This window comes from Rhizobium sp. P1_B8, from assembly GCF_056406515.1.
In genome coordinates, this window is the sequence record NZ_JBFTZZ010000029.1 from 56,865 (window position 1) to 83,782 (window position 26,918).

Here is a 26,918-nt window from a genome sequence, read left to right on the forward strand (position 1 = left end):
CTGCTCCCTAGTGGGTTGCCGCCGTCACGCGTTGCATGGCGTTGGTCGTTTCCGTCCAGGCCGGCTTGTCGGGCGCGAAACGCGCTCTCAGATAGTCGGCAAGATCCTTGATCTGGCTTTCGTTCAGCGTCTGGCGAAAGGCCGGCATCGACATTACTTCCGGGGCCTCACGGCCGGTGGTCTGCGCCAGAATCGCCGGCGCCTCGACACCGTTCAGGATCGCCTGGATGAGATTGTCCGGCGTCGCCGCATGCAGGTTGCTGTTGAGCGCCAGCGACGACAGGATCGAGTTTCCGGTGTGGCATGTGGCGCAGGCGCCGTTGAACAGCCGCTCGCCCTTCGGCGAAACCCGAGCGGCGACAGCCTTGGCTGCTTCACTTGCGGCAATGGCGGCCTCGCTTTGTGCGTTGCTATCGGCGGGGGCCTCGTTGAGGCTGGCGAGATATGTTGCCATGGCACGGATATCGTTATCCGGCAGCGGCTGCATGACTTCGACGACATGCGCCATCGGGCCGGCGGCACTGCCGTGATCGCGCGAATGTCCGGTGCGCAGATAGTCGTAGAAGGCGTCCGCCGTCCAGCTGACGGGGCCCTTGGCGAAGGCATTGAGAGCCGGCGCCTCCCAGCCATCGGCAAAGCCACCGGAGAGCCGGGCGCTGCCGCTCTTTTCCGCGCCCAGCACATTTCGGTCCGTGTGACAGGCCGAACAGTGACCGAGCGTCTCGACGAGATAGGCGCCCCTGTTCCATTGCGCACCACGGGTCTCGACGTATTTGAACGGCTCAGCTTTCAGAAACAGCGCATTCCAGCCCGCCATCATCGCGCGGATGCTGTAGGGAAATTTGAGCTTTGTCTCCGGCGCCTTTTCGGCGACCGGCGCCTGCGTCATCATGTAGGCGTAGAGTGCCTGAAGATCGGCTTCCTCGGCGCCCGCGAACGAGGTGTAGGGATGGGCGGGATAGAGGTGATGGCCGTCGCGGCTGACGCCCCCTCGCATGGCCCGTTCGAAGGCTGGATACGACCACGCGCCGATGCCGCTTTCAGTGTCCGGGGTGATGTTCGTGGCATAGACGGCGCCGAACGGCGTGTCGAAGCGCCGGCCGCCGGCAAAGGGTGTGCCGTCATCACCGACATGGCAGACATTGCAGGCGCCGGCCGCGGCCGCAAGCCTGCCGCGTTCGATGGTGGCCTGGCTGTAGACGTTGGCATCGGGTCGCGGAATAGTGCCGATAGCAGAACGCCAAGGCGAGGCCATTGTGACGATACCGGACAAAGCGGCGACGGCACCGACGGCCGACAGACCGATGTTCCACCACTTCCGCTTCTTCGCCACCGGGGCAGCCGGCGCTTCATCCGTCTTGCCGTTCAGCGCGGCGAGTACCAGCTCCGGCGTCAGCGGTAGTTCGCGGAAGCGAATGCCGGTGGCATCGTAAACGGCATTGGCGATGGCCGAGGCGCTGGGAACGGAGGCGGATTCTCCGACACCGAGCGGCGGCTCGTCCTGCCTCGGCACCATCAGCACGTCGATATCAGGCACCTCGGGGAAGGTGATCAACGGATAGCCGCCCCATTCCTTCGACTGCACGGCGGTCGAGGAGAATTCGACTTTTTCCTTCAGCACCCGGCTGGTGGATTGAATGATATTGCCGTGGATCTGGTGGCGCACGCCGTCGGGATTGATCATCATCCCGGAATCCTGCGCGCAGGTCACTTTGGTGACCGCGATCTCTCCGGTCTTCTTGTTGACGGCGACATCGGCGACCCAGGCGGCCCAGGCGGCGGCCTTGCCCGGAAACGGCCCATGGATGTAGACGGCATAGGCAAACCCGCGTCCGTAGAGCAGGTCGCCCTCGCCACCCAGCGTGCCCCATGTCGTATGCGGCACCCATTTCGCCCGCTCGGCCAGCGCATGCACCAGGTCGACGGCGCGCGGATCGTGGAGGTAGCGAAGCCGGTACTCGACCGGATCGACGCCGGCGGCGGCTGCCAGTTCGTCGATGTAGCATTCGTGCGCAAAGGTGTTGGGCATTGCCGACACGCCACGGAACCAGGAAGCACGCGCGATCGGCGGCATATCGTGCACGGTGACGCGGAGGTTCCCGTAGGCATAGGGCGGGATGGCGGTGCGATCGCCCATCTGCACGACGTCGGAAACTGGCGGCACCTTGCCGGTGAGGATCAAGGGAAGGGTCGGCGCCAGATTGGAGGGATAGCGGGTTTCGAAATCATAGGCGGACGGACCGCCCTCCAGATCGATACCGCCGCGCACGTCCATGATCTGGGCGGCGCCCTTCGGCTCCCAGGCATGTTCCTGCTCGCGCGTCAGCTGCACCCGGACAGGTGCCTTGACGGCGCGCGACAGCAGCGCCGCGTCGGCCGTGACGTCATCGGCGCAATTGCGGCCATAGCAGCCGGCGGCTTCCAACCGCTCGACCCGGATCAGCTCTTCCGGCATGTCGAGCAGCAGCGCCAGATCGCGGCGCATGGGAAACGGGTTCTGCGTCCCCGACCAGACCGTTAGCCCGCCCTCGTTGTAATCGGCCACCGCGCAGGACGGCCCGATCGAGCCGTGCATCTGGTAGGGCCAGACATAGGTGCGGTTCATCGGCTGGGCGCTGCCGGCCAGGGCCATATCGACATTGCCGAGATCGGCAAGCCTGCGCGCAGTCGACGGATTGGCGCGCAGCGCCTTTTCCGGCGCGTTGAGATCCGGCCACTCGGGCGGCGCGCGCCACACGACGTTCAGGCTCTTGGCCGCCTCGATGGCGTTTTCCTCGCGGGTCGCGACCACGCCGACGAAATCGCCGAGGGCGACGACGCCGACCAGCCCGTTGATGTGCGCAACGGATGTTTCGTCGATGGAGATCAGGCTGTTTCCGACATGATCGCCGTGATCGAACCCCGCATAAGGCGGGCGAACGACGCGGCCATGCAGCATGCCCGGCACGCGCACATCATGCACATAAGTCCAGCGCCCCGTGGCCTTCTCGGGGATATCGACGCGCGGCCGCGACGAGCCGACCACTCTATAGTCCGAGGCCGGCTTAAGGGCCGCGTATTTATCGATCGACAGCCTGACATGGCTGCCGGCGACGATGTCACCGAAGCTGAGCTGCCAGTTCTCGCCGCCATCGGCACGGATGATGCCGTCTTCCAGCCGCAGCCGCTCAAGCGGCACGCCGCCCTTCTCAGCCGCCTTGGCGAGCAAATGATGGCGGGCGGTGGCGGCGGCCTGGCGCAGCGGCACCGCGGTGATCTGGATCGTTTCGCTGGCGATGGTCGCGCCCTGGTTGGGCGCGGCGGAGGTCGTGCCGAGCACCATGTCCACCTGCTCGAACGGCATGCTGAGCTCTTCGGCGACGATTTGCGCCAGAGAGGTGCGGATGCCCGTCCCTAGATCAACATGTCCGTTGAACGCAGTCACACGGCTATCGGCGCCCACCGCGATGTAGAGTTCCGCACCGTCGCCAAGCCGCGTATCGTTGACAACAAGCAGCATGTCGGCGGCCGACATATAGGCGGATTTCGGCATTTGGCGGTGGTCGGTCATGGGGAGACCTCCTTCGCAGCTTTTGGTGAGATATCGTCCGGCGTGGATCGTCGCGTCCGTTCGGCCCTGGAATAGGCGACCGCCCGCCTGGCCGCGGCAAGTATTTCCATGTGCGTTCCACAACGGCACAGATGATGGCGCAACGCCTCGCGGATCGCGTCCTCGTCGGGATCGGCATTGCGATTGAGCAGGGCTGTGGTGGCGATGATCATGCCGTTCAGGCAATATCCGCATTGAGCGGCGGCCTCGTCGATAAACGCCGCCTGGACTGGATGCAGATGCTCGGGCGTGCCGAGACCCTCAAGCGTAGTGACGCGGCGGGTGCCGACGGCACCCAGAGGCACGGTGCAGGAGCGCACGGAGCGACCATCGACGAGGACGGCGCAAGCGCCGCATTCACCGAGCCCGCAACCGTATTTCGGGCCGTTGAGGGAGAGATCGTTTCTGAGGATATAGAGAAGGGGTGTTTCCGGGCTTGCTTCGACGCTCTCGACGGCATCGTTCACAATCAAACCGAAGCAAACTGGCAGTGTCAAAGCAGGCCCTCCGCCCCGGAGAACGAAACACAGACCTCGCCTCTTTCCATCGGCCGTACCGCTACGCAGCAGACATCGCCCGGACGTCCGCAAACCATAACGATGCAACAGTCACCGACTCTTCGCATCTATTGCCCCTTTTATTATTAAGAAGTGCATACGCTTTATAATGACAAAAGACAAGTCGGATTTCATCATCGGGATTTTGCTGGCGTATCCAATCAGCAAGGCGTTTTTTGTGTCGTCTTGATAAAAATCAGAACATCGCTATTGCAATTTAGAGCGTATGCGCTAGAATTTTTGCCAAGCCTCCAATCGTGGGAACAATGCGTCTAAAGACAGCTAAGAAGGGTCGCTATGTCTAACGGAAAAGAAAAGATCGCGATTATCGGCGCCGGCCTCGGCGGCGCAGTCGCGGGTGCGCTGCTCCAACACGCAGGTTTCGACGTCAACGTCTATGAACAGGCACCGGCATTCTCGCGCCTGGGCGCCGGCATTCATATGGGGCCGAACGTCCTGAAGATTTTCGAGCGCATCGGCGTCGACAAGAAGGTGATCGGCATCAGCAGCACGCCGAGCCATTGGTTCAGCCGCGACGGCATTACCGGCGAATACACCGCCCGGGTTTCGCTTGAAGGCTACGGCCAGACCTATTGCACCGTTCACCGCGGCGACTTGCAGGCCATCCAGTGCGATGCGTTGCAGCCAGGCACCTTGCATTTCGGCAAGAAGCTGGCTCGCCTCGACGACAGCGGCACCGATGTGCTGATCGAATTCGAAGACGGAACCTCGATACGCGCCGACATCGTGATCGGCGCCGACGGCATCAATTCGCGCGTTCGCGAAACGCTGCTCGGCGAAGAGAAGCCGAATTACAGCGGCTGGGTCGGCCATCGCGCCCTGATCTCGTCCGACAGACTGAAGAAATACGATCTGACATTCGAGGATTGCGTCAAGTGGTGGGGTCCGGACCGTCATATGATGGTCTACTACACGACGGCTCGGCGCGACGAATATTACTATGTCACCGGCGTTCCGCATCCGGCCTGGGAATTCGATTCGGCTTTCGTCGACAGCAGCCGCGACGAGATGGCGGCGTCGTTCGAGGGTTATCATCCGATCATCCAGGCGCTGATCGAAAGCACCGATGGGGTGACGAAATGGCCGTTGTTCAACCGTAACCCGCTGCCGCTCTGGAGCAAGGGCCGTCTTGTGCTGCTTGGAGATGCGTGCCATCCGATGAAGCCGCATATGGCGCAGGGTGCCGCGATGGCGATCGAAGACGCCGCCATGCTGACCCGCTGCCTGCAGGAGACCGGCGTCAACGACTTCCGCACCGCTTTCGGATTGTATGAGACCAACCGCCGCGATCGCGCGACGCGTGTCCAGAGCGTTTCGAACGCCAACACTTTCCTGCTCAAACAGGAGGATCCGGCCTGGGTCTACGGCTATGATATCTATGCCGCCCCCCTGAAGAGCGAGACTGCGGCATGAGCGGCGGCGCCTTGTACGGAGCGAACGTCTTCGCCAACGGCATCCGACAGCACTATCTGCGCTATGGCGGCAAAGGCCCTGCGGTCATCCTGATCCCGGGCATCACCAGCCCCGCGATCACCTGGGGTTTCGTCGCCGAACGCCTGGCCGAGCGTTACGACGTCTATGTGATCGACGTACGCGGCCGCGGCCTGTCGTCGACTGGCCCCGACCTCGATTACGGCCTCGACGCCATGGCTGCCGACGTCGTCGGCTTCGCATTGGCACTTGGACTTGCTACTCCCGCCCTGCTCGGCCATTCGATGGGCGCGCGCATCGCCATCCGAGCCGCCGTTGCGGCGCCGGAGGCGTTTTCGAGGCTGGCGCTGATCGATCCGCCGGTCTCCGGCCCCGGACGCCGCGCCTACCCGAGCAAGCTGACCTGGTATGTCGACAGCATCCGCCTGGCGTTGAAGGGCATCGACGCGGAGGGCATGAAGGCGTTTTGCCCGTCATGGACCGACGAGCAACTGAAGCTGCGCGCCGAATGGCTGCACAGCTGCTACGAGCCCGCGATCGTCACCGCTTTCGAGGACTTCCACAAGGACGACATCTTTCCGGATCTGCCGAAGCTCAAGCAGCCGGCCATGTTGATGGTCGCCGGCCGTGGCGGCGTGATCGAAAGCGTCGACGTGGACGAGGCCCGCTCGCTTTATCCGGGGCTGGAAATTACCCGGGTGCCAAATGCAGGGCATATGATTCCATGGGATGATTTCGACGGCTTCTTTGCCGCGCTTGGAGATTTTCTCTCCCGTTGATTGAAGCGGCGGTGGGGCGATGATCCACCGCCGTTTGTTTGAGAGCCGTTTTTTTTTTTGCGAAGCAAAGGATTTCACCCGTGCAGAAGTATTACCGTATCGGCCAGATCGTTCCGAGCTCCAACACGACGATGGAGACCGAAATTCCCGCCATGCTGACGGCACGCCAGTCCATCCGGCCCGAGCGCTTCACTTTCCACTCCAGCCGCATGCGGATGAAGAAAGTGGTGAAGGAAGAACTGGCGGCAATGGACGCCGAATCCGACCGTTGCGCCGTCGAGCTCTCCGACGCCCGCGTCGATGTTCTCGGATACGCGTGCCTGGTCGCCATCATGGCGATGGGCCTCGGCTATCACCGCCAGTCGGAGAAGCGCCTGATGGGTCGCACCCAGGAGAATGGCACTGATATTCCCGTCGTGACCAGTGCCGGCGCCCTGATCGAGGGCCTGAAGGTGATGAAGGCGAGGAAGATCGCCGTCGTCGCTCCTTATATGAAACCGCTGACGGAGCTGGTCGTGGACTACATTCGCGAGGAAGGCTTCGAGGTCGTGGACTGGCGGGCACTCGAGATCCCCGACAATCTGGATGTGGCGCGCCACGACCCGGAAAATCTTCCGGCGATCGTGCAGACGCTCGACCTGACCGATGTGGACGTGATCGTGCTATCGGCCTGTGTGCAGATGCCATCGCTGCCCGTCATCGCCAAGGTCGAAGCCATGACAGGCAAACCGGTACTGACCGCCGCCGTCGCGACCACTTATTGCATGCTCAAGAAGCTCGGTCTGGAAGCCGTCGTGCCAGGCGCCGGCGCACTTCTGTCGGGCGCATACTGAAGAGGGGCCGATCATGCAGAGCGCGCAAAGCAATTATCAGGGCGTCTGGGGCAACCGCATCGGCTTCGGCCAGCGCCCTGCCCTCCTCGTCATCGATTTCCTAAAGGGGTACACCACCGAGGGCGCGCCTCTCTACGCCCCTGGCGTGGTTGACGCGGTCGCGCAGACGCCGGCGCTCATCGATGCCGCCCGCGAGGCCGGCATCCCGATCATCCATACGCGCATCCTCTATCTTGCGGAAGACTGCGCCGATGGCGGGATGTGGGTGAAGAAGTCGCCTGTCATGAAAGGAATGGTCGAAGGCAACGTGCTGGCCGAATTCTGCGACGGTGTCGAGCCTGCCAGCGGCGAACTCGTCATCGTCAAGCAATATGCCAGCGCCTTCTTCGGCACCAGTCTTGCCTCCCAGTTGCATGCGCAGGGGATCGACACCGTGATCATGGCCGGCTGTTCGACCAGCGGCTGCATTCGCGCCACCGCCGTGGATGCGGTCCAGCATGGATTCCGCGGCATCGTGGTGCGCGAGTGCGTCGGCGACCGGCACCCAGATCCGCACAATGCCAATCTCTTCGACATCGACAGCAAATATGGCGATGTCGTTTCGAGGGAGGAGGCGATCGCGGAAATCGCCAAAGTCAGGTCCGACCGCGCATAATTTGGGGGAAACGCCCCAGACTTCAAACCTAAGCCTTCAAACAAGATAGGGGAACGAGCATGGATCAATTCAGTTTCACGGAAATTTGCCTGCATCAGTTGAAGATGTCGGGTGTCCACGAGGGCGAAAAACTCATCGTCCTGACCCAGGGCAGCGAGCGCCTCGATTACGCCGACGCCTTCATGGCGGCAGGCATGCGTCTTGGCGCCAAGATGTATCACATGCGTTTGCCGCCGGTGCCACCGGCAGGTGCCTGGGCGGTCGGCCAGACGGGCCTCGCCGCCATGCCGGAAGCGGTGGAGGCCCTGAAGGCTGCCGACATGCTGATCGACTGCATCTTCCTGCTCTTCAGCCCGGAGCAGATGGCGATCCAGGCGGCCGGCACGCGTATCCTGACCGCCGTCGAACCGCCAGAAATTCTGGCACGCATGCTGCCGACCAAGGAACTGCGCGAGCGCGTCGAATTTGCCGGAGACCTGCTGTCCAAGGCGAAAGTGATGCGGATCACCTCTCCGCACGGCACGGACGTCACCTACAAGCTCAACACCTATCCCGCCATTACCGAATATGCGTGCACGGACGAGCCGGGCCGCTGGGATCATTGGCCGTCCGGCTTTGTCTTCACCGGCGGTGACGACGATGGCGTCGACGGGACAATCGTCGTTGCTCCAGGCGATATCCTGCTGCCGCAGAACATCTACGTGCGCGACCCGATCATCTACACGATTGAAAACGGATGGATCACCGATATTCGCGGCGGCCTCGATGCCGAGCTGGTCAAGTCCTACATGGATGGTTTCAACGACCCGCGTGGCATGGGCATGAGCCATGTCGGCTGGGGTCTCAATCAGAACGCCAAGTGGCATCGCATGGTACCGGGCGAATTCCCGGGTGGCATGGGAATGGAGGCACGCTCCTTCTACGGCAACGTGATGTTTTCAACCGGCCCCAACAACGAGCTCGGCGGCCCGAACGACACCGCGTGCCATCTGGATATCCCGATGCGCGGTTGCTCGCTGTTCCTCGATGATGAGCCAATGGTTCTGGATGGCGACATCGCCGTGAAGGAAATGAAGCACAACTTCAAATAACCGGGCTTGCCAGCCGCTCCGCGTGAAATCGCGCGGAGCGGGTTGGCGGTGTGCCACGCCTTGACCGTCGCAACATGCTGTGGTGTTTCCTGCATTCCCGCCAAAGACGCCGTAACTGATGGACCACATCGACGATGACCGCAAAAGAGACCGAACAGCTGCCAGAAGCTCCGGCGCCTCAAAATGGCTACCAAGTGACGGAGCAAGTCGGGCATCTCCTGCGCAAGGCCTATCAGCGCCATCTGTCGATTTTCCAAACCAATGCCAGCGATCCGGACTTGACGTCGGTGCAGTTCGTGACGCTGTGCGCGCTGCACGATCTCGGTCCCAGCTCGCAGGTCGAGCTCGTGAAGGCAACGTCCGTCGACCAGGCGACCATCCGTGGCATCGTCGAGCGGCTGAAGGCCCGCGGACTGATCGATCTCTCCAAGGACGAGGCCGACGGCCGCAAGGTGGTGATCTCTTTGCTGCCCAAGGGGGAAGCCCTGCTGCAGGACATGTATCCGCAAGCCTACCTCATCAGTGAAAAGACTGTCGCGCGTCTCAATCCGGCGGAACGCATCGCGTTGTTGTATCTCTTGCGCAAAATCGCCGACGATGAGACTGAACAGTAGGTGTTGATTGGGTCCCTGCTCTTGAGGGAAACGAACCGCAGACGCGTTACAGTCCGTGCAAACGGCTCCTGCTGAGAAGGCTCGTCTCAGTCTCTCCTCTTCATTGCCAGTCGTTGCAAAGCCGCTGACCCTGTGATGCTGCGACAGAGCGCGTTATTCGGAGCCGAAAGCGATGCTGCAAACGCTGCCTGCACCCGCAGGGCCGCAATGAAGTGGAGGACGGCAAAGCCGTTGCCGGCGGCGCGAGCCTGGCGCGACCAAAGCCGGAGCAGGTCGCGATTGGATTTACTGAGATCTAATGAAACGAAGATTGCGCCAAGATCGACGCGGATGGCGGCAGGTGCATCGGGTTTATCGGCTGTCGTAAGCATGATGAGCCTCCAGAGCGAGTTTTAGCGAACTCACTCTGCCCCGGTGCAGGCCGCTATCCACTCCCCATAGGATCTTGTTCCAGGCAACGCCCAGCCCGATCCTGAAGTCGATGCAGCTGACAGCCTTCAGATCGAAGGCTACAGCCTGATTTTTTACGGCTTTTTTACAGTCTGCAAGCTGATATTATCAGAAATAAAATCAGACTACAGCATGAGCAATGCTATTGATAATCAGCCTGTATACTGATAGAGATCGTCTAGATCAGTCTGCAGTCTGAGAGAAATGGATGAAGAACGACAGTCGAAAGAGGGGGCGCCTGCGGCTTGATGAAAGACTTCGAGCGCTCCAACCGATTGAGCAGTTCAAGGCGCCGCCGAAAGGATGGGTGCGTGCGTTGCGCGACGCACTCGGGATGACGGGTGCGCAGCTCGGCACGCGCATTGGCGTGCGGCCCCAAACCGTAGAAGCGATAGAGAAGTCGGAAGCCGCGGGCACGATCCAACTTAACACCTTACGTCGTGCAGCTGAGGCGATGGATTGCACCCTCGTCTACGCACTGGTACCCAACAGTTCACTCGGGGCTGTCGTCGAGGCGCGCGCGAGGAAAATCGCAACGCGCGAGCTCCAGCGCGTCGCGCATACAATGCGGCTCGAAGCTCAGGGCACGGATGAAGCGGACTTCGAATCGCGCGTCCAGGCATACATTCGCGACAAGCTCTCCGAGCGCGACCTCTGGAACGAGACATGACGGACCTGTTTCAGGAGCCTGAGGGCGCAACGCCCCTTGAACCGCATGAGCGAGAGGGGCTGCTTCAGACATGGATCACGCACCGCCGTGATCTCAACGAGGCAGAGCAGGAAAACATCGTCGAGGGTGCGGCCTGGGCGCGCGGTCGCCGGCGCGTATCGCTTGAACGAATGCTCAGCGAGAACTTTATGCGGACACTGCACAAGCGGATGTTTGGCGAAGTCTGGGAATGGGCCGGCACCTTCCGAACGACGGAGCGCAACATCGGTGTCCAAGCCTACCGTATCGGCGCGGAGCTCGCGAGCCTGTTAAGCGACGTCCGATATTGGGTGGAGCATGAGACATTTTCGCCGGATGAAATTACGATCAGGTTTCACCATCGCCTGGTCGCGATCCACCCATTTCCAAACGGAAATGGCCGTCACGCTCGCTTGGCGGCCGATCTTCTGATCGAACGCCTTGGCAGCGAGCGTTTCAGTTGGGGCGGCGGAACTCTGGCCGATGTCGGTGAGCTGCGGACTCGCTACGTCGCAGCCCTTCGCGCAGCCGACAACCATAATATCGCGCCGCTGCTAGAATTCGCGCGCACCTGAGAGGCGCAGCTTCAGTGCACATCGTTCGCCTTGAACCAGTTCTAACCACCGACCCGTTGATTCTCAGCATCGCGAGCAAAGCCCAGCTCGCTGGCAAAGTCTCTGGTCATTCCTGCGCGCCGTGGAGGACGCGAAGAATACGGCCTGCCCGCGGGGGCTGCGGAGGCCGTCGGCGCGTACTGCTATATTCACTTCTCCCTGAAGCAGGCAGCTGAGTTTTCAGACGGTCTCCCGGAGCTAAGCGACGAAATAGACTGCGCTGAAAATCCAGGAAAAATCCTGTCACAAACGTCAGATTTATGTGACATTCAAAAGGGTGGTTCAGGCCGCCTCAAATAGTTCGATAACATTCCCTGAGGGATCATCGCACAGGATCTGTCGCCCGCCTGGCCCCTCAACAATTTCGTTTCTGAAAACTATGTTTCGTTTGCGCAGATCAGCGACGAGCTGCGACAGATCCGGAACCTCCAAAACGAAGCGGTTCCACCCGCCGGGTTCCGGCTTGCGCCCATCTGCCATAGATTTTGCGGCCGATGCCATCGGCCCGGCGAGCCACAATGTGAGATCGCCGCGTGACAATATCGCCATTGCCGGGCCAAACTGCTGCTGGAGGGTGAAACCAAGATGCTCTGTATAGAAGGCAACGGACATATCGACATCGTTGACCAAATACCGGGCTGTAGCCATCGTCATATCCTCCATTACCAGGCTTCGGTAGCGAATGAATCGCACACTTTTCCGGCGTGCGAAAGTCAGGATTTCCGCGACGGGCATGATTAAGGAAGTTCATCTTACCCTTGCGCCTTAAGGCGCATGCTATCGGCGAAGACCCGGTGCCAGGCGAGTATACGTACGTCACGGCGAAGACCGGTTGGCCAGAAAGGATCATCTAGTACCAGTTGTTCAACGTGCTCACGACGGGCGACTTCCACCAGCCACAGCCCTCCGGCTGGAATGCCGTGGGTGGTACAGATGGCCTGCCTGCAATATAATTTAGATCGATAACAGGTAGCCGCCTTGAATGGACTCGAACCTACGACCCTTACGTCTTTCGCGCGTAAGGCATCGAAAAGGCGAACTCCAAGGCGTGGCGTCGGCTTGGTTAGCAATGCGCGAACTCGTTGCCCTCTCCGCCGTTCGCTTGAACTGTTCGTCACGATCAGCCAGAGCGGCCAAATCGCTTGACACCAGTCGAACAACTGCTGGGCAACAAGATGGACGACCTTCCCTTCCCGTTGGATCCGGCCATTGATCGCCATCATCGACGATTCGAGAACGATCCGCCGGCGTTTTTCGAAGAGTGTCGGCCCGCCCCTGTCTCGTCCTCGATGGTGATGAACATGACGCCGTTGGCCGATCCCGGCTTTTGCCGCACGAGCACAAGTCCGGCGGTATAGACCCAATGCCCTTGCGTTCATTGCCTCTGCACAATCACCGCCCCTTCAGACAGTATCATTCCGGCGCGACCTTCTGCCCGGCGCCGATGGGCAGTCAGCACTCGCTGACCCCGGCACGCCTTCGGGCGCAAAAAGGTGGGTCATCGGCGCCATAACTAAACGATTTTTGAGTTCAAGCGATCGGTTGGCGATGGGGCGGAAAAGACCGCTTGTATCGGGACTGGCCCTCAGTAGAACTCCGTTGCGTTTAACGGACCTACCGGTATATTATGTAAACCTAGCGTCAATCAGGCACTTCAAGTCGCCTAGGTATATCGAAGGAAACCATCATGCTCGAACTTGAACCGCTCTGCTTTTCTTCTGAATGCCCGAGCCGGGCCTTGTTCGATCAGATTGCTGATAAGTGGTCAATGATGGTGCTTGCCGTACTCGACGACGAACCGCAGCGCTTCAACGCCATTCGCCGTCGGCTGCAAGGTGTCACGCAAAAAGCACTCACTCAGTGCCTCCGCCGGCTCGAACGCAACGGCCTGATAGCGAGAGAGGTGATTTCACTCTCGCCGGTCGCCGTTCAGTATCAGGTGACGCCGCTGGGCCGCACGTTACGGGAGCCACTCCAGGAACTTCACAAATGGACACTGGTAAAACTGCCGGAGGTCACCGCAGCAAGAGAGGCTTTCGACAGCATAGATGGCGGGCAGAAGGGCGCGGACAGATCGCTAATCCAGTTACGTCTTTAACGCGACGAGAGCGACTGCAGGAGGTCCGATACTGGCTCGCGGCGGTTCGGGAAAGAGAACTCGGACCAGGTATACTGTGCCCTACCAGGGCTATTTTAAGTGCCTAATTGACGCCAGGTGTACAAAATATACTTGTGTTTCCGTCAACAATGATGGAGCATTTTCATGCGCAACAATCTTCAATTCTATATCAACGGAGCCTGGGTACAGCCCAAAAGCACGGCCGTTATCGATGTTATCAACCCCGCGGACGAAAGCGTCGTTGGTCAAGTCGCGCTAGGCGATGCAAGTGATGTGGACGACGCTGTTTCAGCCGCGCGAAAGGCATTTGAAACGTATTCGCTCACCTCGATTGAGGAGCGAATTTCGCTCTTCGACCGGATTATATCTGCCTACGAAAAGCGAGTGAGCGACCTGGCCCTCGCGGTAACGGATGAAATGGGCGCGCCGCGATGGCTTTCCGAGCAATTGCAGGTGACCGTCGGCGTTGCCCATTTCAAGATTGCACGAGCAGCGCTTGAGACCTACCGATTTGATGAGCCTCTTGGCACAAGTGAAGTCGTGCGCGAGCCGATCGGAGTTTGTGCGCTGATCACGCCATGGAATTGGCCCTTGATGCTGATGGCCGCAAAGGTGGCACCTGCACTTGCTGCGGGTTGCACCGTGGTGTTGAAACCGTCTGAAATCGCGCCGTTCTCAGGTACGATCCTTGCCGAGATCCTCCATGACGCCGGAGTACCCAAGGGCGTGTTCAACCTTGTTCATGGAGATGGCCGCGTTGTCGGCAATGCTTTGACGAGCCATCCCGAGGTGGACCTTGTCTCCTTCACCGGCTCAACTGGGGCTGGGATCGAGGTGGCTCGCACCGGTGCGCTCACAGTCAAAAGGGTACATCAGGAACTGGGGGGGAAGTCACCCAATATCGTTTTGCGCAGCGCGGACCTCGCTTCTGCTGTTGAAGGGGGCGTAGCGCAGATGATGCTGAACAGCGGACAGAACTGCAGCGCACCGTCTCGGATGCTGGTCCATGTCGATCAGGTTGCCGAAGCAATCAGCTATGCCAAGGCGGCCGCCGAAACGTGGTCGGTCGGCCATCCTTCTTCGAATGCAAAGATGGGACCGGTGGCCTCGGAAGCGCAATGGAACAAAATCCAGCGTCTGATCCAGTCGGGTCTCGATGAAGGCGCCACGCTTGTGACTGGAGGGCTCGGCCGTCCCGACGGACTTGATGCTGGCTTTTACGTCCGGCCTACGATCTTTGCCGATGTGCGCAACGACATGACGATCGCGCGCGAAGAAATCTTCGGGCCAGTCCTGGTCATCATCGCCTATTCCGACGAGGAGGAAGCGGTGAGGATCGCCAACGACACGACCTACGGCCTTGCTGCCTATGTCCAGGGTGAGCGGGTTGCGGCCGAAGCTGTCGCGCGTCGCCTGCGTGCCGGCCAAGTCTACCTGAACAATGTTAATCTTGATCTGGCTGCGCCCTTCGGCGGCTACAAGCAGTCCGGCAACGGACGTGAATGGGGTCCGATGGCGATCGCTGAATTCCTTGAGACCAAGGCCATCATCGGTTTCCGTGAGGCAGCTTGACAGCCTAATCTGATTATGGATGCCCGGAACTCAATTGATCCGGGCATTCTGCTGTTTCTTCCCACCGCCGGCGGAGGAACCGTGATCTGTCAGTACTTCTCGAAAGCGCGATGCGTTCTTGCAGCCCCATCTGTTCTCGATCTTTCACCCCGGCGCGGAAGAAAATAGAAGGGGCGCTGGCGGATGGAGCGCCCTGCCGATTTCAGAACAGCATGAAGTAAGAACTCACCTGACGGAATCGCCGGGTTGCATGCACCTAGCCGCAAAGACCGATTGGCAGGATCTCGAAAGCATTCGTACGGATTTGTGCAATGACATCGCCTGCGGATCCGATAGCTTACAAAAGCAAGCGGTCTCCTCGACAGCATCCGTTTTCATCTTCCGCAGTTTCCGCCCCAAGAGACTTCGCGAATGGCATCCGCAGGCGTCCCTAGAGTCCGGATGCTGCCCATAAAGGCTCCGCATTCTCCCGATCACCTTTGCGCGCAAATACGAAAATTGCCACCTTGGGAAACTTCATCTTATCGAACATTAGCTTCAGGGCCTTTATGGCCCGCGCGTCGCCATTTCTAGCTGCATTCCGTGCTTCGTCGATCTCCTTGTCGTAAAGTTCGCCAGGAAACTCCGCCGATCACCGCCGATGGGGCCGCAGAAATCGCGGATCTTCAGCGATGACTAGCGGCAGTGCGGCAGATATCTTCTCTTATTATCACACGAAGCTCGCCGAAACTTTGGAATCCAATGTGCCGGACAAGCCGATGGACCGTTGTTGGAGAAACGCGGCACCTGCGCGCCACCGCGGCAGCACTTTCAAAGGCCGTTATTTCCGGCCTTTCCAGGATCTCCCTTGCGACCCGTTCGAGACCGACGGGAAATACCAGCTGCCGGCTGGCGATCAGGCGCTTCAGCTCCTGCAGTGTTGAGGGAGGAGGAGAGTTCCGATCCTGTAGCATTGCGCTCACTTTCAAAAGAGCTGACTTCACGCAACTCAGCCGAAGCCCGCACAGAGGCGGCGCCACACATAAGATATGCGAAGTGCAGTCGGGCGTGTTTCGCTCCGACTAGATCGCCTGCGGCTTGAAATCGCTGGCTGCGACCGGCATCACGCCCTGCAACAGAGCGACGGACTTCTCCAGTCCTTCAAGGCTGTTCAGAAGCACATCCTCATGCTCTATCGAGAGCCAGCCATCGTAACCGGCCATCTTCAGCCTGTAGCAGAACTGCCGCCACCATTCTTCGCCGTGGCCAAATCCCAGCGTTATATAGGACCAGCTACGCGCCGGGATATCCATTAGGCTGCCGTTCTCCAAAAGGCTGGTGACGGCCTGCTTCGGAGTGTTGAGGAGGGTATCTTTGGCATGAACGTGGTATACGGCTCCGCCGAGCGCTTCTGCGGCGACAAGAGGATCGGCACCCATCCAGAAGAGATGCGACGGGTCCAGGTTTGCTCCGACGACCGGGCCAACGGCTTCGCGAAGCTTCAGCAACGAAGGGACGTTATAGACGCACTGATTGCCATGCAGTTCCAGCGCAATGCGTTCCACGCCGTGCTCTCTCGCTAGTGCCACGATCCTGGTCCAGTACGGGAGGAGCTTCTCCTCCCACTGGTAGCGAAGGATAGCCTGCGTTTCCGGCGGCCATGAGGAGACCACCCAGTTCGGCATGGTGTCGGCGGCATTCCCGGCTGGAAGTCCCGACATCGCGCAGACGGTCTTGATACCCAGCTCGCCGGCTGCGCGGATCGTATCCTCAAGACCCTGCCCCTGGCCATGATCGGTCGGATGCAGGGGATTTCCGTTGGCGTTCAAGCCTACCACTTCAAGTTCCCGGTCGGCGAAAGCTCTGAGGAATGACTTCTGCGCGTTCTTGTCCCGCAGGATCGTCGATAGATCGAAATGCGGCGCCGTCGACCAGCCACAGGTGTTGACCTCGACGCCGGAGACGCCCAGCCTTTGCGCGTGATCCAGCATTGCCTCGAAGGGCAGGCCGCCGAGGCTGTCTGATACGAATCCAAGCTTCATGCGTAAAACTCCGGTTTGGAAATCATTTCGACGGGAACCTTGCAGCCGTCGTTCAAGGCCGTGACGCCGGCTTCGGCGACCCTTGCGGCGCAGTATCCGTCCCAACTGCTCGACGCGATGTGCGGGAACACTCCGGTCTCGACGAACCGAATGAAAGCGCGGTTCTGGCGGCGATAGGCTTCGGCATAGCGGCCGCGCCAATCCGCTTCGTAGCTTGTGCTCTGGCCGAGCTCCCGGTCGACGCGGGTGTAGTTGACGGCGTTCATGGCGATGGTCGCCTTCTCGCCCACCAGTTCCGCGCGCACGTCGTATCCGTAGGCCGCGTTATTGTTGATCTCGATATTCACGAGTTGATCATCGGCGGTTTCGAGCACCATATAAACCGGTGCGACCAGCGCGTCGGAGCGCTTCGGCTGGAAGGCGGAGATCGATACGTATTCGGTGTCGAGAACATGTCGGACGACATCGAACTCGTGCGGGGCGGAATTGGTGATTGCCATCGCTCCGGTGAAGTCCGACGCGGGCGTCGCGACATTACGATGAAAGTTGTGCATCATCAGGGCGCGGCCAATCGCACCGTGCTCCAGAGCCTGCTTCATCTCCACATAGGATTGATCGAAGCGGCGCATGAAGCCGAGCATTATGAACTTCTTTCCCGCGGCTTCTTCCGCCTGCATGATCTCCAAGCATTCTTTCGAAGATTGCGACAGCGGCTTTTCGCAGAGAGCCCGTTTGCCGGCTCTTATGCAGGACAGCGACAAGGGCGCGTGCGTGAAATCGGGGCTTGCGATGATAACTGCGTCCACGTCCGGACGGGCGGACACCCGGTCGGGGTCTGAGTCGACGTCGTGAGCGCTGTAGGCGTCCGCCACCTTGCGGGCGCGATCCGCATCCATGTCGCAAACGACCTGGAGGCTCGCCCCCGGCAGATCTTCTGCGACGATTCTCGCATGATCGGCTCCCATCAACCCTGCCCCGATGACGGCGATCCTTATTGTCATTTCGATATTTCCTGTCGTTAGAGAACCAGCGATTTGCGGCAAGCATTGCGTCTGTCGTGCGAAATGCGTGCCGGGAACCCCATCCCGGCACGCACCCTTGGGAGGGCTTTATTTCTTTGCGTATTGGTCAACGTTGTCCTTGGTGATCGAAGCAAACGGCACCAGCTTTTCGGCCGGCGCATCCTCGCCTTTTTTCAGGCCTTCCACGACCTCGAAGGCGGCCTTCGCCTGGCCTGCGGCGTCCTGGAAGATGGTCTGCGACATGGTGCCGGCCTTGATCGCATTCAGAGCATCGGCCGTACCATCGACACCGGAGATCATCACGCCCTTGAGGCGGTCGGCACCTTGAAGTGCTTCGAGCGCGCCCAGCGCCATCTGATCGTTGGCTGCGACGATTGCATCGAACTTCGGAAAGCTTTGGATCCAGTCTTCCGTGACCTTCATGCCTTCAGCGCGGTCGTAGTTTGCCGAAAGGCTGGCGAGGGTGGCCACGTCGGAACGGCCGAGCGCATCCTCGAATCCCTTCTTTCGCTCCTGCGTGTGCGAAAGCCCCGGCGTGCCTTCGAGGTAGAGGATCTTGGCGTCCTTGGGCAGGTGTTCTTTCATGTATTCGCCCTGGAGACGGCCGGCATCGATGTTCTTCGAGCCGACGAACGTGTATTTGCCGCCTGCCGATTGGATGCCGAGAGCGATGACGGGAATGCCGGCCTGGTTCGCCTTCTCGACGCCCGGTACGATGCCCTGATAGTCGACCGGCACGACGACAATCGCATTGACTTTCTGCGCTATGAAGTTGTCGATCTGATCGAGTTGCTTGCTGACGTCGTTGTTGGCGTCGGAGAAGCTCACTTCGACTGCCGGATCGGATTTCGACGCTTCGATGAAGGCGTTTTTGCGCGCCATGACGAAGACGTCCGTATCCGCCATATTGGCGTAACCGACGACGAATTTGTCCGCGGCGGATGCAGCGCCGGTGGAGATCCCGGCAAGGGATATGGCGCAGGCGAGAGCGAGTTTGGAAATGGCTTTCATTGGGTCCTCCCATAGAGTTTCAGATTCATTCCGGATGCGGGAAATCCCGCCGACAAAGAGGTGGTTCCTCAGCAGGCGCTAGCCCGCCGAAGAACATCGGTCATGCCTTCTTTTTGCTGCGGGCAGACTTCGTCCAGACATCGAGGATCACGGCGATCGCGATGATCAGACCCTTGATGATCTGCTGCCAGTACGAGCTGACATTCATGAGATTGAGCATGTTGTTGATGACGCCGATGATCAGCGATCCGATAATTGTGCCGGTAATGGTTCCGGTGCCGCCCATCAGGCTGGTGCCGCCAACGACCACCGCGGTGATCGCGTCGAACTCATAGCCGACGCCGCCGGCCGGTTGACCGGAATTGATGCGAGACATGAGGACGATGCCTGCGACGGCGCACAGAATGCCGTTGAAGATGAAAGCCTTCACGACGATGCTGTCTGGATTGATGCCGGAAGCGCGCGCGGCACGCTCATTGCCGCCTACCGCATAGACGTATCGGCCGAACTTGGTCTTGTTGAGAAGAATCCAGGAAATGACGATGACGATCGCGAGGATGAGCACGGAGATCGGTACTGGGCCAAGCGAGCCTTGCCCGATCACTTTGAAGTCGCCCAAGCCCGTCACGGGCGATCCACCCGTATAAAGGAGCACTGCGCCGCGTGCGACGGTCGTCATTGCCAATGTCATGATGAACGACGGGATGCGGAAGAAGGTGATGACGAAACCGTTTACGATGCCGGTCAGAATGCCGACTGCTACGCCCGCGACGACCGCGAGGATGACGCTGGCGGTGATGGCCATTACGCTCGCGGCGATGACCCCACAGAGCGCGAGAACAGATCCCAGCGATACGTCGATATGTCCCAGAATAATGATAAAGGTGACGCCGCATGCGAGAAGGCTAACCACCACAACCTGACGAAGGACGTTGGTCAGGTTGGCTTCCGTCAAGAACGTCGGGCTCAAAATCGACGCGAGGATGCAGATTCCGACGAAGATGAGAACCGTGCCGTACTGCCGGTAGATCTGGGAAAAGCTCATGTTTCGAGAGCCTGAAATCACCTGGCCTCCTCGTTTCACGGCCGCCTCTGCGCGTTCGATACTCATCAGTGTCCTCCCGTGGCGAGGCGCATGATGTTTTCCTGCGTGGCCTCGTTCCTTGTTAGTTCGCCGGTCACCCGGCCTTCGCTCATCACCACCACGCGGTCACTCATGCCTAGGATCTCGGGCAGTTCAGATGAGATCATGACGATCGCCAGCCCCTGACGAGCGAACTCGGTCATCAGTCTGTGAATTTCGGATTTCGACCCGACGTCGATGCCTCGTGTGGGTTCGTCGAGAATGAGCAGCTTCAGATCACCCAGCAGCCACTTGGCGAGAACGATTTTCTGTTGATTGCCGCCGCTGAGGTTTTCAACGATCATTGCCGTATCGGGCGTCTTGATCTGGAGCATCTTGATCATGCGCTGGGAAGCTGTCTCTTCCTGCCGCTCGCTGATGAAAAGGCCGGAAGCGAACTTCTTGAGGTTCGCAAGCGAGATGTTCTCGCCGACGGACCGGCAAAGCACCAGACCTTCCGCTTTGCGATCCTCTGAGACCATGGCGATGCCGTTGGCGATGGCATCCTTCGGGGACATGAGCTTTAACGGTTTTCCGTTCAGACGGATGACGCCCGCGTCCGCCGCGTCCAGGCCGAAGATCACCCGGGCGACCTCTGTCCGCCCTGCGCCGATCAGGCCGGAAAGGCCAATGATCTCGCCGGCGCGCACCTCGAAGCTGACATTTTCGAAGCTGCCGTCACGAGAGAGGTTCTCGACGGAAAGGACAATCTCGCCGATCGGCACTTCCTCTTTCGGAAAAATACTGGAGATCGTGCGGCCGACCATCTGGGAAATCAGCTTTGCGGGCTCATATTCGCTGGCCGGGGCGGCAGCGATGAACTGGCCATCACGCATCACCGTGATGTCGTCGGCGATCTGGAAGATCTCGTCCATCTTGTGTGTGATGTAGATGATCGCGACGCCTGCTGCTTTCAGGTCTGCGATCTGTCTGAAGAGCATCGCGACTTCCGTGTCGCTGATCGCCGACGTCGGTTCGTCCATAATCACCAGAGAGGCCTCGCGCGAAATCGCCTTGACGATCTCGATGAGTTGCATCGTCGCGATGGACAGGTCTCGCATCTTGGTTTGGGGGCTGTATTTCAGACCCAGCCGATCCAGGAGCGTCTGCGTATCTGAATTCATGCGATCGAAATCGACAAACCGGGACAAAATGCCTGTCCGGCCGTAAGTGGGTTCGCGGCCGAGAAAGATGTTTTCGGCGATGGTCATGTCGAGCACCGGGCTGAGTTCCTGATGGATCATCGAGATCCCTCGGTCCAGTGCGGCTGCGGCGCTTTGGTGGTCGAGCTTTTCGCCTCTGAAAAGGATTTCTCCGCCGTCGATCGCGTAGATACCGCTCAGAATCTTCATGAGCGTCGACTTGCCGGCGCCATTTTCCCCGACGAGGACATGGACGGTGCCGGGACGAACCTTCAGGCTCATGCCATCGAGCGCGAGAACACCAGGGAAGGCCTTGGTGATTGAACGCATTTCAAGAACGAAGCCGGCTCCGCTATCTATAGGCGTGCGATGGCCTTCGCCGCCTGAAAGCGGCGCCACCTTTTGCAAGGTCGCAGACATGAGAGTATTTCCTCCAAATGAGAGAGCTCTCCCAAGCCCTCCCGCCAAATTGGCTTTTGCTGAAAGATGAAATTGCGAAAATTCCGCCAGCTGTCAACGAAGCTGTGGATTTTTCTCCCAAAACCTCTCATAAATAGCGTCAGATTATGAGAGGCTTATTATGTCACGCCCAACGATCCCCGACTTGGCAAAAGCCGCGAATGTAAGCATTTCAACAGTCGACCGCGTGTTGAACGGTCGCGACCCCGTGCGCCCACAGACGGCGGAGCGGGTTCTTAACGCCGCCCGCCAGATTGGTTTCCATGGCGTGACGGCCATCGCCCGGCGACTCGAGCACGACAAGCCGGTGATCAAATTTGGCTTTCTTCTCAAGCAGTCTCACCGCAAGCTTTATCAAATGTGGGGCGATGTTCTCGTCGCGGCGACCGAAGCATTTCCCGACGCCCATGGAAGGGCCATCGTTAGATTCATGGACGATCTTGCGCCCGACAAGGCTGCCGAGGCGATCTACGCTCTCAGTCGCGAAGCCGACGTCATTGGAATGATCACCTCCGACCACCCGCAGGTGAACCACGCCGTCGATGGTCTTGCAGCAGAGAACATTCCGGTCGTGACCATGATTTCCGATATTTCCACTGCCTCCCGCGCAGCCTATGTCGGCAACGACTGCGTCAAAAAGGGCCGCACGGCCGCGTGGTTCATAGCCGGGCTGAATGGCAATGGCGGCAAGGTTTCCGTCTTCGTCGGAAATCACCGATATCTTGCGCAAGAACTAAACGAAATGGGGTTTCGATCATACTTCCGGGAGAGCGCGCCGGGCTTTCAGATGCTGGAGACGGTTGCAACCCTTGAAGAGCCCGAAATTGCTTATGAGGCCACGCGTCACCTTCTACAGACCGAACCAAATTGGGTCGGGCTTTACGTTGCCGGCGGCGGCATCACCGGTGTGATGCGAGCTCTGCGGGAGGATGGTGGACCGGCAGCCAAACGCCTTGTGGTCATAGCACACGAGCTCACGAATGAAACAAAAGCCGGTCTTGCTGAAGGATTGATCAAGGTCGTCCTATCTCACCCGGCAAAGCAGTTGGGGGAGACCTTGGTGCGCGCAATGGCGCAAGCTCTCGATACCGACCGATCACCGACCGTGTCGCAGCACATTGTACCCTTCGACTTCTACACAGCGACTAATATCTAAGAAAACTGCCTGGTGATACGTTGGCGGCCGTTGTGACATCGCCCCCTGGCCTTTTCTCAATACTCTGCGGGCACCTCATATACTTCTGCAGCTGGATCCTCGAGGAATGAGCGCACCGTCGGTGGTAGCTGGCGGGACGATAGCGGGACAGGTCCACAGCGCGCAAGTAGTTCACGCAAGTCTGGCTCGGTGCCGACATGCCGCCAGATCATCCGCGAGGCATAGGGGAGGTTTTCCCTTCGCCACGAAATTCCCATCGTCGTCCCACGCAGATAGACGCGCTGATACTCGTCGAATGGCAGGAGGATCGTCTGCGACAGCATGGCGTTCGGTCCGACGACACGTTGCGTGATGAAGATCCGGTTCCGATAGAAGGCCGCCAAGCCCAGATATTTCGAAAACTGCTGAATGCCGCTTCCGAGGTCTCGAAGCCGCTCCATCGATTTGGCCTGCACCAATCCACCCTGCTCGATAAGGCGGCTGCACGAACAGACAACCATCCCGGGCCAGGATGGCGAACGATAATAGGTCTGAAAATAGCCGATATGACGCCTGAGCGCGGTTAGGTTTCCGGGAAACGCTTTGAGAAGCTCTGAACCTCCGTTGATACCGAGGACGGGTTTGTGAAGTCGCTCGCGAAACTGTTTGGGAGCGAGGTCAAAGTCGGCTGCATCAAGATCGAAATAGTTGGCGATGCGAGCCAGATTATGGGCGGAAGGCCTCGTCTGGCCGTTGATGTATCGATTGAATTGTTGCCGGTTGATATCGATTGCACGGCACAGATGCGAAATTGAACGTTGCGTTGCGCAGGCGATTTTGAGGTTCTCGACCAGGTGAGGCATCCGTAACTCCGTCTTCTCGTGAACTAGCGTAAACTCGCTTAAGGATGCGTCAAGTCGCGAAATTGCGTGAGCCGACCCAGCCTCTACGTTCCCACTTACAAATGAAAAAGAGGGGACCGTTATGACGCATCAAAAGGATCGATCTTCGCAGCCGAGAATCGGCCGCCGCCACTTCCTCGGCGGTGCCGTCGCGCTCGGCGCCTTGCCGGCCCTCGCCTCGGGCCTCCTGATGCCGCGTGACGCACGGGGGCAGGAAGCCAAGCGTGGCGGCCATCTGAAGCTTGGCCTCAAGGGCGGCGCCACCAGCGACGCGCTCGACCCGGCAACATACAGTGCCTCGGTACTGTTCGTCATTGGCCGCCTCTGGGGCGACACACTTGTCGAATCCGACCCCAAGACTGGCGCACCCCTGCCCTCGCTGGCAACTTCCTGGACGCCGTCGACGGATGCTTCCATCTGGACCTTCAAGATCAGGAACGATGTACGGTTTCACGACGGCAGCAAGATGACCGTCGCCGACATTGTTGCGACGCTGAAGCGGCACGCGGACAAAAACTCGCAGTCGGGCGCTCTTGGGCTCATGGCGTCAATTGCAAGCATTGAAGAAAAGGCGGGCGACCTTGTCCTGACGCTTTCGGAAGGCAATGCGGATCTGCCTCTCCTTCTCACCGACTACCACCTGATTATCCAACCCAAGGGCGGCGTCGAAAATCCGGCAGCAGCAGTCGGCACCGGTCCTTACATTCTGAAAAGCTTCGAACCCGGGGTCCGCGCCACATTCGAGAAAAACCCAAAGGATTGGCGCTCCGACCGCGGCTTTGTCGACAGCGTCGAAATACTCGTCATCAACGACAACACCGCGCGCGTTGCGGCGCTTGCCTCCGGCCAGGTCCATTTCGTCAACAGCATCGACCCGAAGACAGTTCCCATGCTGCAGCGGGCACCGACTGTGAGTATCATCCGGAATGCAGGCAAGGGCTTCTACTGCTTCCTGATGCATTGCGACACGGCGCCCTTCGACAACAGCGACCTTCGTCTCGCGTTGAAATATGCCATCGATCGTCAGTCGATCCTGGACAAGGTTCTCGCCGGCTATGGAACGATCGGCAACGACTATCCGGTCAACTCCAACTACCCCCTGGCGCCGACCGATATCGAGCAACGGCCCTATGATCCCGACAAGGCCGCCTTCTACTTCAAGAAATCGGGTCTCGACCGTCCAATTCTGTTGCGCACCTCCGACGCAGCCTTCCCGGGCGCCGTGGATGCGGCGATCCTGTTCCAGCAAAGCGCGCGCAAGTCCGGGATCACGATCGACGTGAAGCGCGAACCGGAAGACGGCTACTGGACTAATGTCTGGAACAAGCAGCCCTTCTGCGCCTCCTTCTGGGGCGGTCGCCCGACACAGGATTCTCGCTATTCCACCTCCTATCTATCGACCGCCGAATGGAACGACACGCATTTCAAGCAGCCTGACTTCGACAAGTTGGTATTGCAGGCGCGGTCTGAGCTCGATGAAGCCAAGCGCAAGGTGCTTTATCGACAGCTGGCTTTGATGGTGCGAGACGATGGCGGTCTGATCCTGCCCGTCTTCAACGACAACATCATGGCCTCTTCGAAGACGCTGAAGGGCTATGTCGACGACATCGGCAACGATATGTCGAACGGCTACGTCGCGACGCGTGTCTGGCTGGACGCCTGATGCCCGAAGCCGGGCGAATAGGGCGCGCGCGGATTCTAACCAATCTGTCCCGCATTGGCGGAAATTGATCTTCACTCTGGCAGTGCATAGCGCGTCAGCAGAGCCTCGCCCTCTTCGATGGCGATCTCGATCACCTCGTTCACCAGATCCGGAGATCCGGCGAGTTCCCGCAGAACGAGCGTGAACAATTCCCGCTGCTGCATCGGCAGAACCTGCGGCACGATGATCACCAAGCCAGCATGCAGATCCTCTCGCGCATGGAGTTTCCTGAAGTCGCGGGCATTGTTCGTCACGAAGGTAAAATCTTCCGCGACGATCCGAGGCATCAGATCCCAATCGGTCTCGCCGCTCAGGCCCAGCCAATTGACGTGGAAGCAATCGTGGCCGTGATGTTGAGCCACGGCCACGAGCGATGTGTGCAAGCATTCATCGACGAGAAACTTCACGTAGCCGTGCCCGAGGGCTTTTCGGTACCGGCCTTTCCGAGAGGCAAGCGCTTCACCGACTTCACTTTCAGTCCCTGCTCCGACAACTTTCGTGGCCGCCCACGGGCAGGATGAGCCGCTACCCAGATTTCGGCGAGGTCCACCATGCGCGCAGTGAGAGCCGGATAGCCCTCGACGATCTCGTCCGTGGGAGCGCCTTGCAATTTCATCGCAGCGATTGTTCGGACAGGAACGCGCGTTCCTTTGAAGACCGGCTCACCGCCAACCACACCTTTCACGCTGTGGATGATCTTGTCCGCTTCCCTGAGCGCTTCGCCACGCGCGGCCAAGTGCTCCCTCGCTCTCGCGACGTCGACGATCAGATAGTCGTCTGCTCTGACCGTGTCGGCTTCAGGATTTTCGTCGATGGCGGCAAAGAGGCGCTTCCGGCGCTCGGCGGAAAGGATTGAGCCGACGCCGAACCAGAGTTTCAGGCGCAGCAGATCGTCGTCAGTGATCGCTCGGCTTCGGTGGCCGGTAGAGGGGCTTCCAATGATTCGTTTGTCGATCGCGTTGTGTACCGACTTAATGCCGATCTCACTCACGGCAGCCGCCTCAGTGGGTGTGTATTCGCGAAGTCCTGCAGCCATAATTAATATTCTCCTTCGAAAGAATATATATGATTCACGGGTAATTCGCAATGTGGCTGCTCAACGACATCGATCCGCAGACTTGGCTTGCTGACGTCCTGGCCCGCATCGCCGACACGCCAATCAGTAAGCTGGTGCAATTGCTTCCGTGGAATTGGCAGCTACACGGACTGAACGCTCAAGCAGCCTAATCTGCGGCCTTCACCGGATGCTCTGATGTCCGTTGTCAAGACTCTGGACGCACGAGACCAACCGCTCGGCGGAGCGGTGGTCAAGGATGCACGCTCATAGGTGGAGACGGGACCTGAAGGACGTCGGTGATCAAGCTCTGATGCGCGGATTGGATACCGCA

The 26,918-nt window shown here is 59.5% G+C and carries 25 protein-coding genes and 2 pseudogenes; 13 read left to right on the forward strand and 14 right to left on the reverse strand.

Features of this window, described 5'->3' with window-relative positions; translation table 11 throughout:
- Positions 1–7: 7 nt before the first annotated feature.
- Complete coding sequence (locus AC1D2N_RS28145) at positions 8–3,550, reverse strand: molybdopterin cofactor-binding domain-containing protein (protein WP_130729684.1); 3,543 nt, start codon at positions 3,548–3,550, stop codon at positions 8–10.
- Entirely contained in the window at positions 3,547–4,086 is a 540-nt protein-coding gene (locus AC1D2N_RS28150; protein ID WP_376766652.1) for a (2Fe-2S)-binding protein, read from the reverse strand. Before AC1D2N_RS28150 ends, AC1D2N_RS28145 begins: the two co-directional genes overlap by 4 nt.
- 357 nt (positions 4,087–4,443) lie before the next feature.
- Here AC1D2N_RS28150 and AC1D2N_RS28155 point away from each other — a divergent pair, with 357 nt between their 5' ends.
- The 6 genes from AC1D2N_RS28155 to AC1D2N_RS28180 all read left to right on the forward strand — a co-directional run bounded on the left by AC1D2N_RS28155 (position 4,444) and on the right by AC1D2N_RS28180 (position 9,570).
- The gene (locus tag AC1D2N_RS28155; RefSeq protein ID WP_113544091.1) at positions 4,444–5,580 is read left to right on the forward strand and encodes an FAD-dependent monooxygenase; all 1,137 of its coding nucleotides are present in this window, start codon (positions 4,444–4,446) and stop codon (positions 5,578–5,580) included.
- The gene (locus AC1D2N_RS28160; RefSeq protein ID WP_113544092.1) at positions 5,577–6,377 is read left to right on the forward strand and encodes an alpha/beta fold hydrolase; all 801 of its coding nucleotides are present in this window, start codon (positions 5,577–5,579) and stop codon (positions 6,375–6,377) included. Before AC1D2N_RS28155 ends, AC1D2N_RS28160 begins: the two co-directional genes overlap by 4 nt.
- Positions 6,378–6,457: 80 nt before the next feature.
- Positions 6,458–7,210, forward strand: coding sequence for a maleate cis-trans isomerase family protein (locus AC1D2N_RS28165; RefSeq protein WP_047620174.1), 753 nt, complete (start codon positions 6,458–6,460; stop codon positions 7,208–7,210).
- Between the two features lie 13 nt (positions 7,211–7,223).
- Positions 7,224–7,865 carry an N-carbamoylsarcosine amidohydrolase gene (locus AC1D2N_RS28170; RefSeq protein WP_018245262.1) on the forward strand — a complete coding sequence of 214 codons (642 nt, stop codon included), beginning with the start codon at positions 7,224–7,226 and terminating at the stop codon, positions 7,863–7,865.
- A 59-nt stretch (positions 7,866–7,924) separates the two neighbouring features.
- Entirely contained in the window at positions 7,925–8,956 is a 1,032-nt protein-coding gene (locus AC1D2N_RS28175; RefSeq protein WP_047620173.1) for a 2,5-dihydroxypyridine 5,6-dioxygenase NicX family protein, read from the forward strand.
- 134 nt (positions 8,957–9,090) lie between these two features.
- Complete coding sequence (locus AC1D2N_RS28180; RefSeq protein ID WP_018444500.1) at positions 9,091–9,570, forward strand: MarR family winged helix-turn-helix transcriptional regulator; 480 nt, start codon at positions 9,091–9,093, stop codon at positions 9,568–9,570.
- 86 nt (positions 9,571–9,656) lie between these two features.
- On the opposite strand, the gene AC1D2N_RS28185 is transcribed toward AC1D2N_RS28180, so the two are convergent.
- Positions 9,657–9,941, reverse strand: coding sequence for a hypothetical protein (locus AC1D2N_RS28185; protein WP_113544093.1), 285 nt, complete (start codon positions 9,939–9,941; stop codon positions 9,657–9,659).
- Positions 9,942–10,228: 287 nt separating this feature from the next.
- Here AC1D2N_RS28185 and AC1D2N_RS28190 point away from each other — a divergent pair, with 287 nt between their 5' ends.
- Both AC1D2N_RS28190 and AC1D2N_RS28195 read left to right on the forward strand, forming a co-directional pair.
- Entirely contained in the window at positions 10,229–10,690 is a 462-nt protein-coding gene (locus AC1D2N_RS28190) for a mobile mystery protein A (RefSeq protein WP_113544094.1), read from the forward strand.
- Positions 10,687–11,283: a mobile mystery protein B gene (locus tag AC1D2N_RS28195; RefSeq protein WP_113544095.1), complete on the forward strand. Its 597-nt coding sequence runs from the start codon at positions 10,687–10,689 to the stop codon at positions 11,281–11,283. Before AC1D2N_RS28190 ends, AC1D2N_RS28195 begins: the two co-directional genes overlap by 4 nt.
- A gap of 321 nt (positions 11,284–11,604) precedes the next feature.
- On the opposite strand, the gene AC1D2N_RS28200 is transcribed toward AC1D2N_RS28195, so the two are convergent.
- Both AC1D2N_RS28200 and AC1D2N_RS28205 read right to left on the reverse strand, forming a co-directional pair.
- Positions 11,605–11,970, reverse strand: a complete 366-nt coding sequence (locus AC1D2N_RS28200; protein ID WP_245494235.1) for a VOC family protein — start codon at positions 11,968–11,970, stop codon at positions 11,605–11,607.
- Between the two features lie 415 nt (positions 11,971–12,385).
- Positions 12,386–12,713: pseudogene (locus tag AC1D2N_RS28205) on the reverse strand (hypothetical protein); the annotation flags it as partial.
- A gap of 296 nt (positions 12,714–13,009) precedes the next feature.
- On the opposite strand from AC1D2N_RS28205, the gene AC1D2N_RS28210 reads away from it, so the two are divergent.
- Positions 13,010–13,420: a winged helix-turn-helix transcriptional regulator gene (locus AC1D2N_RS28210; protein ID WP_018245306.1), complete on the forward strand. Its 411-nt coding sequence runs from the start codon at positions 13,010–13,012 to the stop codon at positions 13,418–13,420.
- Between the two features lie 165 nt (positions 13,421–13,585).
- Positions 13,586–15,013: an aldehyde dehydrogenase family protein gene (locus AC1D2N_RS28215; protein ID WP_131705719.1), complete on the forward strand. Its 1,428-nt coding sequence runs from the start codon at positions 13,586–13,588 to the stop codon at positions 15,011–15,013.
- A 665-nt stretch (positions 15,014–15,678) separates the two neighbouring features.
- Here AC1D2N_RS28215 and AC1D2N_RS28220 read toward each other — a convergent pair.
- The 6 genes from AC1D2N_RS28220 to AC1D2N_RS28245 all read right to left on the reverse strand — a co-directional run bounded on the left by AC1D2N_RS28220 (position 15,679) and on the right by AC1D2N_RS28245 (position 21,752).
- Positions 15,679–15,966, reverse strand: coding sequence for a MurR/RpiR family transcriptional regulator (locus AC1D2N_RS28220; protein WP_018245308.1), 288 nt, complete (start codon positions 15,964–15,966; stop codon positions 15,679–15,681).
- A gap of 108 nt (positions 15,967–16,074) precedes the next feature.
- Positions 16,075–17,034, reverse strand: coding sequence for a sugar phosphate isomerase/epimerase family protein (locus tag AC1D2N_RS28225; RefSeq protein WP_018245309.1), 960 nt, complete (start codon positions 17,032–17,034; stop codon positions 16,075–16,077).
- Positions 17,031–18,035 carry a Gfo/Idh/MocA family oxidoreductase gene (locus tag AC1D2N_RS28230; RefSeq protein ID WP_018245310.1) on the reverse strand — a complete coding sequence of 335 codons (1,005 nt, stop codon included), beginning with the start codon at positions 18,033–18,035 and terminating at the stop codon, positions 17,031–17,033. The genes AC1D2N_RS28225 and AC1D2N_RS28230 overlap by 4 nt, the downstream gene beginning before the upstream one ends.
- A 108-nt stretch (positions 18,036–18,143) precedes the next feature.
- Positions 18,144–19,067, reverse strand: coding sequence for a sugar ABC transporter substrate-binding protein (locus tag AC1D2N_RS28235; RefSeq protein ID WP_130729683.1), 924 nt, complete (start codon positions 19,065–19,067; stop codon positions 18,144–18,146).
- A gap of 100 nt (positions 19,068–19,167) precedes the next feature.
- Positions 19,168–20,178 carry an ABC transporter permease gene (locus AC1D2N_RS28240; RefSeq protein ID WP_018517231.1) on the reverse strand — a complete coding sequence of 337 codons (1,011 nt, stop codon included), beginning with the start codon at positions 20,176–20,178 and terminating at the stop codon, positions 19,168–19,170.
- On the reverse strand, positions 20,178–21,752 hold the full coding sequence (locus tag AC1D2N_RS28245) for a sugar ABC transporter ATP-binding protein (protein ID WP_018245314.1): 1,575 nt from the start codon (positions 21,750–21,752) through the stop codon (positions 20,178–20,180). The genes AC1D2N_RS28240 and AC1D2N_RS28245 overlap by 1 nt, the downstream gene beginning before the upstream one ends.
- A 160-nt stretch (positions 21,753–21,912) precedes the next feature.
- Here AC1D2N_RS28245 and AC1D2N_RS28250 point away from each other — a divergent pair, with 160 nt between their 5' ends.
- Entirely contained in the window at positions 21,913–22,947 is a 1,035-nt protein-coding gene (locus tag AC1D2N_RS28250) for a LacI family DNA-binding transcriptional regulator (RefSeq protein ID WP_018245315.1), read from the forward strand.
- A gap of 56 nt (positions 22,948–23,003) precedes the next feature.
- Here AC1D2N_RS28250 and AC1D2N_RS28255 read toward each other — a convergent pair whose 3' ends face one another.
- The gene (locus tag AC1D2N_RS28255; RefSeq protein WP_065275917.1) at positions 23,004–23,789 is read right to left on the reverse strand and encodes a helix-turn-helix domain-containing protein; all 786 of its coding nucleotides are present in this window, start codon (positions 23,787–23,789) and stop codon (positions 23,004–23,006) included.
- A gap of 121 nt (positions 23,790–23,910) precedes the next feature.
- Between AC1D2N_RS28255 and AC1D2N_RS28260 the strand changes: the two genes are divergently transcribed.
- On the forward strand, positions 23,911–25,491 hold the full coding sequence (locus AC1D2N_RS28260) for an ABC transporter substrate-binding protein (protein ID WP_018245317.1): 1,581 nt from the start codon (positions 23,911–23,913) through the stop codon (positions 25,489–25,491).
- A 71-nt stretch (positions 25,492–25,562) separates the two neighbouring features.
- Here AC1D2N_RS28260 and AC1D2N_RS28265 read toward each other — a convergent pair whose 3' ends face one another.
- Together AC1D2N_RS28265 and AC1D2N_RS28270 are read right to left on the reverse strand one after the other, a co-directional pair.
- On the reverse strand, positions 25,563–25,937 hold the full coding sequence (locus AC1D2N_RS28265; protein ID WP_018245318.1) for a DUF5615 family PIN-like protein: 375 nt from the start codon (positions 25,935–25,937) through the stop codon (positions 25,563–25,565).
- Positions 25,934–26,566 carry a DUF433 domain-containing protein gene (locus tag AC1D2N_RS28270; protein ID WP_018444521.1) on the reverse strand — a complete coding sequence of 211 codons (633 nt, stop codon included), beginning with the start codon at positions 26,564–26,566 and terminating at the stop codon, positions 25,934–25,936. Before AC1D2N_RS28270 ends, AC1D2N_RS28265 begins: the two co-directional genes overlap by 4 nt.
- A 59-nt stretch (positions 26,567–26,625) precedes the next feature.
- Here AC1D2N_RS28270 and AC1D2N_RS28275 point away from each other — a divergent pair.
- Positions 26,626–26,757 (forward strand): annotated as a pseudogene (locus tag AC1D2N_RS28275) (transposase domain-containing protein); the annotation flags it as partial.
- Positions 26,758–26,918: the final 161 nt, after the last annotated feature.

Bases quoted from the DNA above. Each gene is read 5' to 3' on its own strand.
- AC1D2N_RS28185 (WP_113544093.1), bottom strand. From the start codon at position 9,941: ATGCTTACGACAGCCGATAAACCCGATGCACCTGCCGCCATCCGCGTC.
- AC1D2N_RS28175 (WP_047620173.1), top strand. From the start codon at position 7,925: ATGGATCAATTCAGTTTCACGGAAATTTGCCTGCATCAGTTGAAGATG.
- AC1D2N_RS28230 (WP_018245310.1), bottom strand. From the start codon at position 18,035: ATGACAATAAGGATCGCCGTCATCGGGGCAGGGTTGATGGGAGCCGAT.
- AC1D2N_RS28210 (WP_018245306.1), top strand. From the start codon at position 13,010: ATGCTCGAACTTGAACCGCTCTGCTTTTCTTCTGAATGCCCGAGCCGG.
- AC1D2N_RS28245 (WP_018245314.1), bottom strand. From the start codon at position 21,752: ATGTCTGCGACCTTGCAAAAGGTGGCGCCGCTTTCAGGCGGCGAAGGC.
- AC1D2N_RS28235 (WP_130729683.1), bottom strand. From the start codon at position 19,067: ATGAAAGCCATTTCCAAACTCGCTCTCGCCTGCGCCATATCCCTTGCC.
- AC1D2N_RS28250 (WP_018245315.1), top strand. From the start codon at position 21,913: ATGTCACGCCCAACGATCCCCGACTTGGCAAAAGCCGCGAATGTAAGC.
- AC1D2N_RS28270 (WP_018444521.1), bottom strand. From the start codon at position 26,566: ATGGCTGCAGGACTTCGCGAATACACACCCACTGAGGCGGCTGCCGTG.
- AC1D2N_RS28260 (WP_018245317.1), top strand. From the start codon at position 23,911: ATGACGCATCAAAAGGATCGATCTTCGCAGCCGAGAATCGGCCGCCGC.
- AC1D2N_RS28190 (WP_113544094.1), top strand. From the start codon at position 10,229: ATGAAGAACGACAGTCGAAAGAGGGGGCGCCTGCGGCTTGATGAAAGA.
- AC1D2N_RS28160 (WP_113544092.1), top strand. From the start codon at position 5,577: ATGAGCGGCGGCGCCTTGTACGGAGCGAACGTCTTCGCCAACGGCATC.
- AC1D2N_RS28220 (WP_018245308.1), bottom strand. From the start codon at position 15,966: ATGCTACAGGATCGGAACTCTCCTCCTCCCTCAACACTGCAGGAGCTG.
- AC1D2N_RS28200 (WP_245494235.1), bottom strand. From the start codon at position 11,970: ATGGCTACAGCCCGGTATTTGGTCAACGATGTCGATATGTCCGTTGCC.
- AC1D2N_RS28180 (WP_018444500.1), top strand. From the start codon at position 9,091: ATGACCGCAAAAGAGACCGAACAGCTGCCAGAAGCTCCGGCGCCTCAA.
- AC1D2N_RS28215 (WP_131705719.1), top strand. From the start codon at position 13,586: ATGCGCAACAATCTTCAATTCTATATCAACGGAGCCTGGGTACAGCCC.
- AC1D2N_RS28195 (WP_113544095.1), top strand. From the start codon at position 10,687: ATGACGGACCTGTTTCAGGAGCCTGAGGGCGCAACGCCCCTTGAACCG.
- AC1D2N_RS28145 (WP_130729684.1), bottom strand. From the start codon at position 3,550: ATGACCGACCACCGCCAAATGCCGAAATCCGCCTATATGTCGGCCGCC.
- AC1D2N_RS28255 (WP_065275917.1), bottom strand. From the start codon at position 23,789: ATGCCTCACCTGGTCGAGAACCTCAAAATCGCCTGCGCAACGCAACGT.
- AC1D2N_RS28240 (WP_018517231.1), bottom strand. From the start codon at position 20,178: ATGAGTATCGAACGCGCAGAGGCGGCCGTGAAACGAGGAGGCCAGGTG.
- AC1D2N_RS28170 (WP_018245262.1), top strand. From the start codon at position 7,224: ATGCAGAGCGCGCAAAGCAATTATCAGGGCGTCTGGGGCAACCGCATC.
- AC1D2N_RS28225 (WP_018245309.1), bottom strand. From the start codon at position 17,034: ATGAAGCTTGGATTCGTATCAGACAGCCTCGGCGGCCTGCCCTTCGAG.
- AC1D2N_RS28155 (WP_113544091.1), top strand. From the start codon at position 4,444: ATGTCTAACGGAAAAGAAAAGATCGCGATTATCGGCGCCGGCCTCGGC.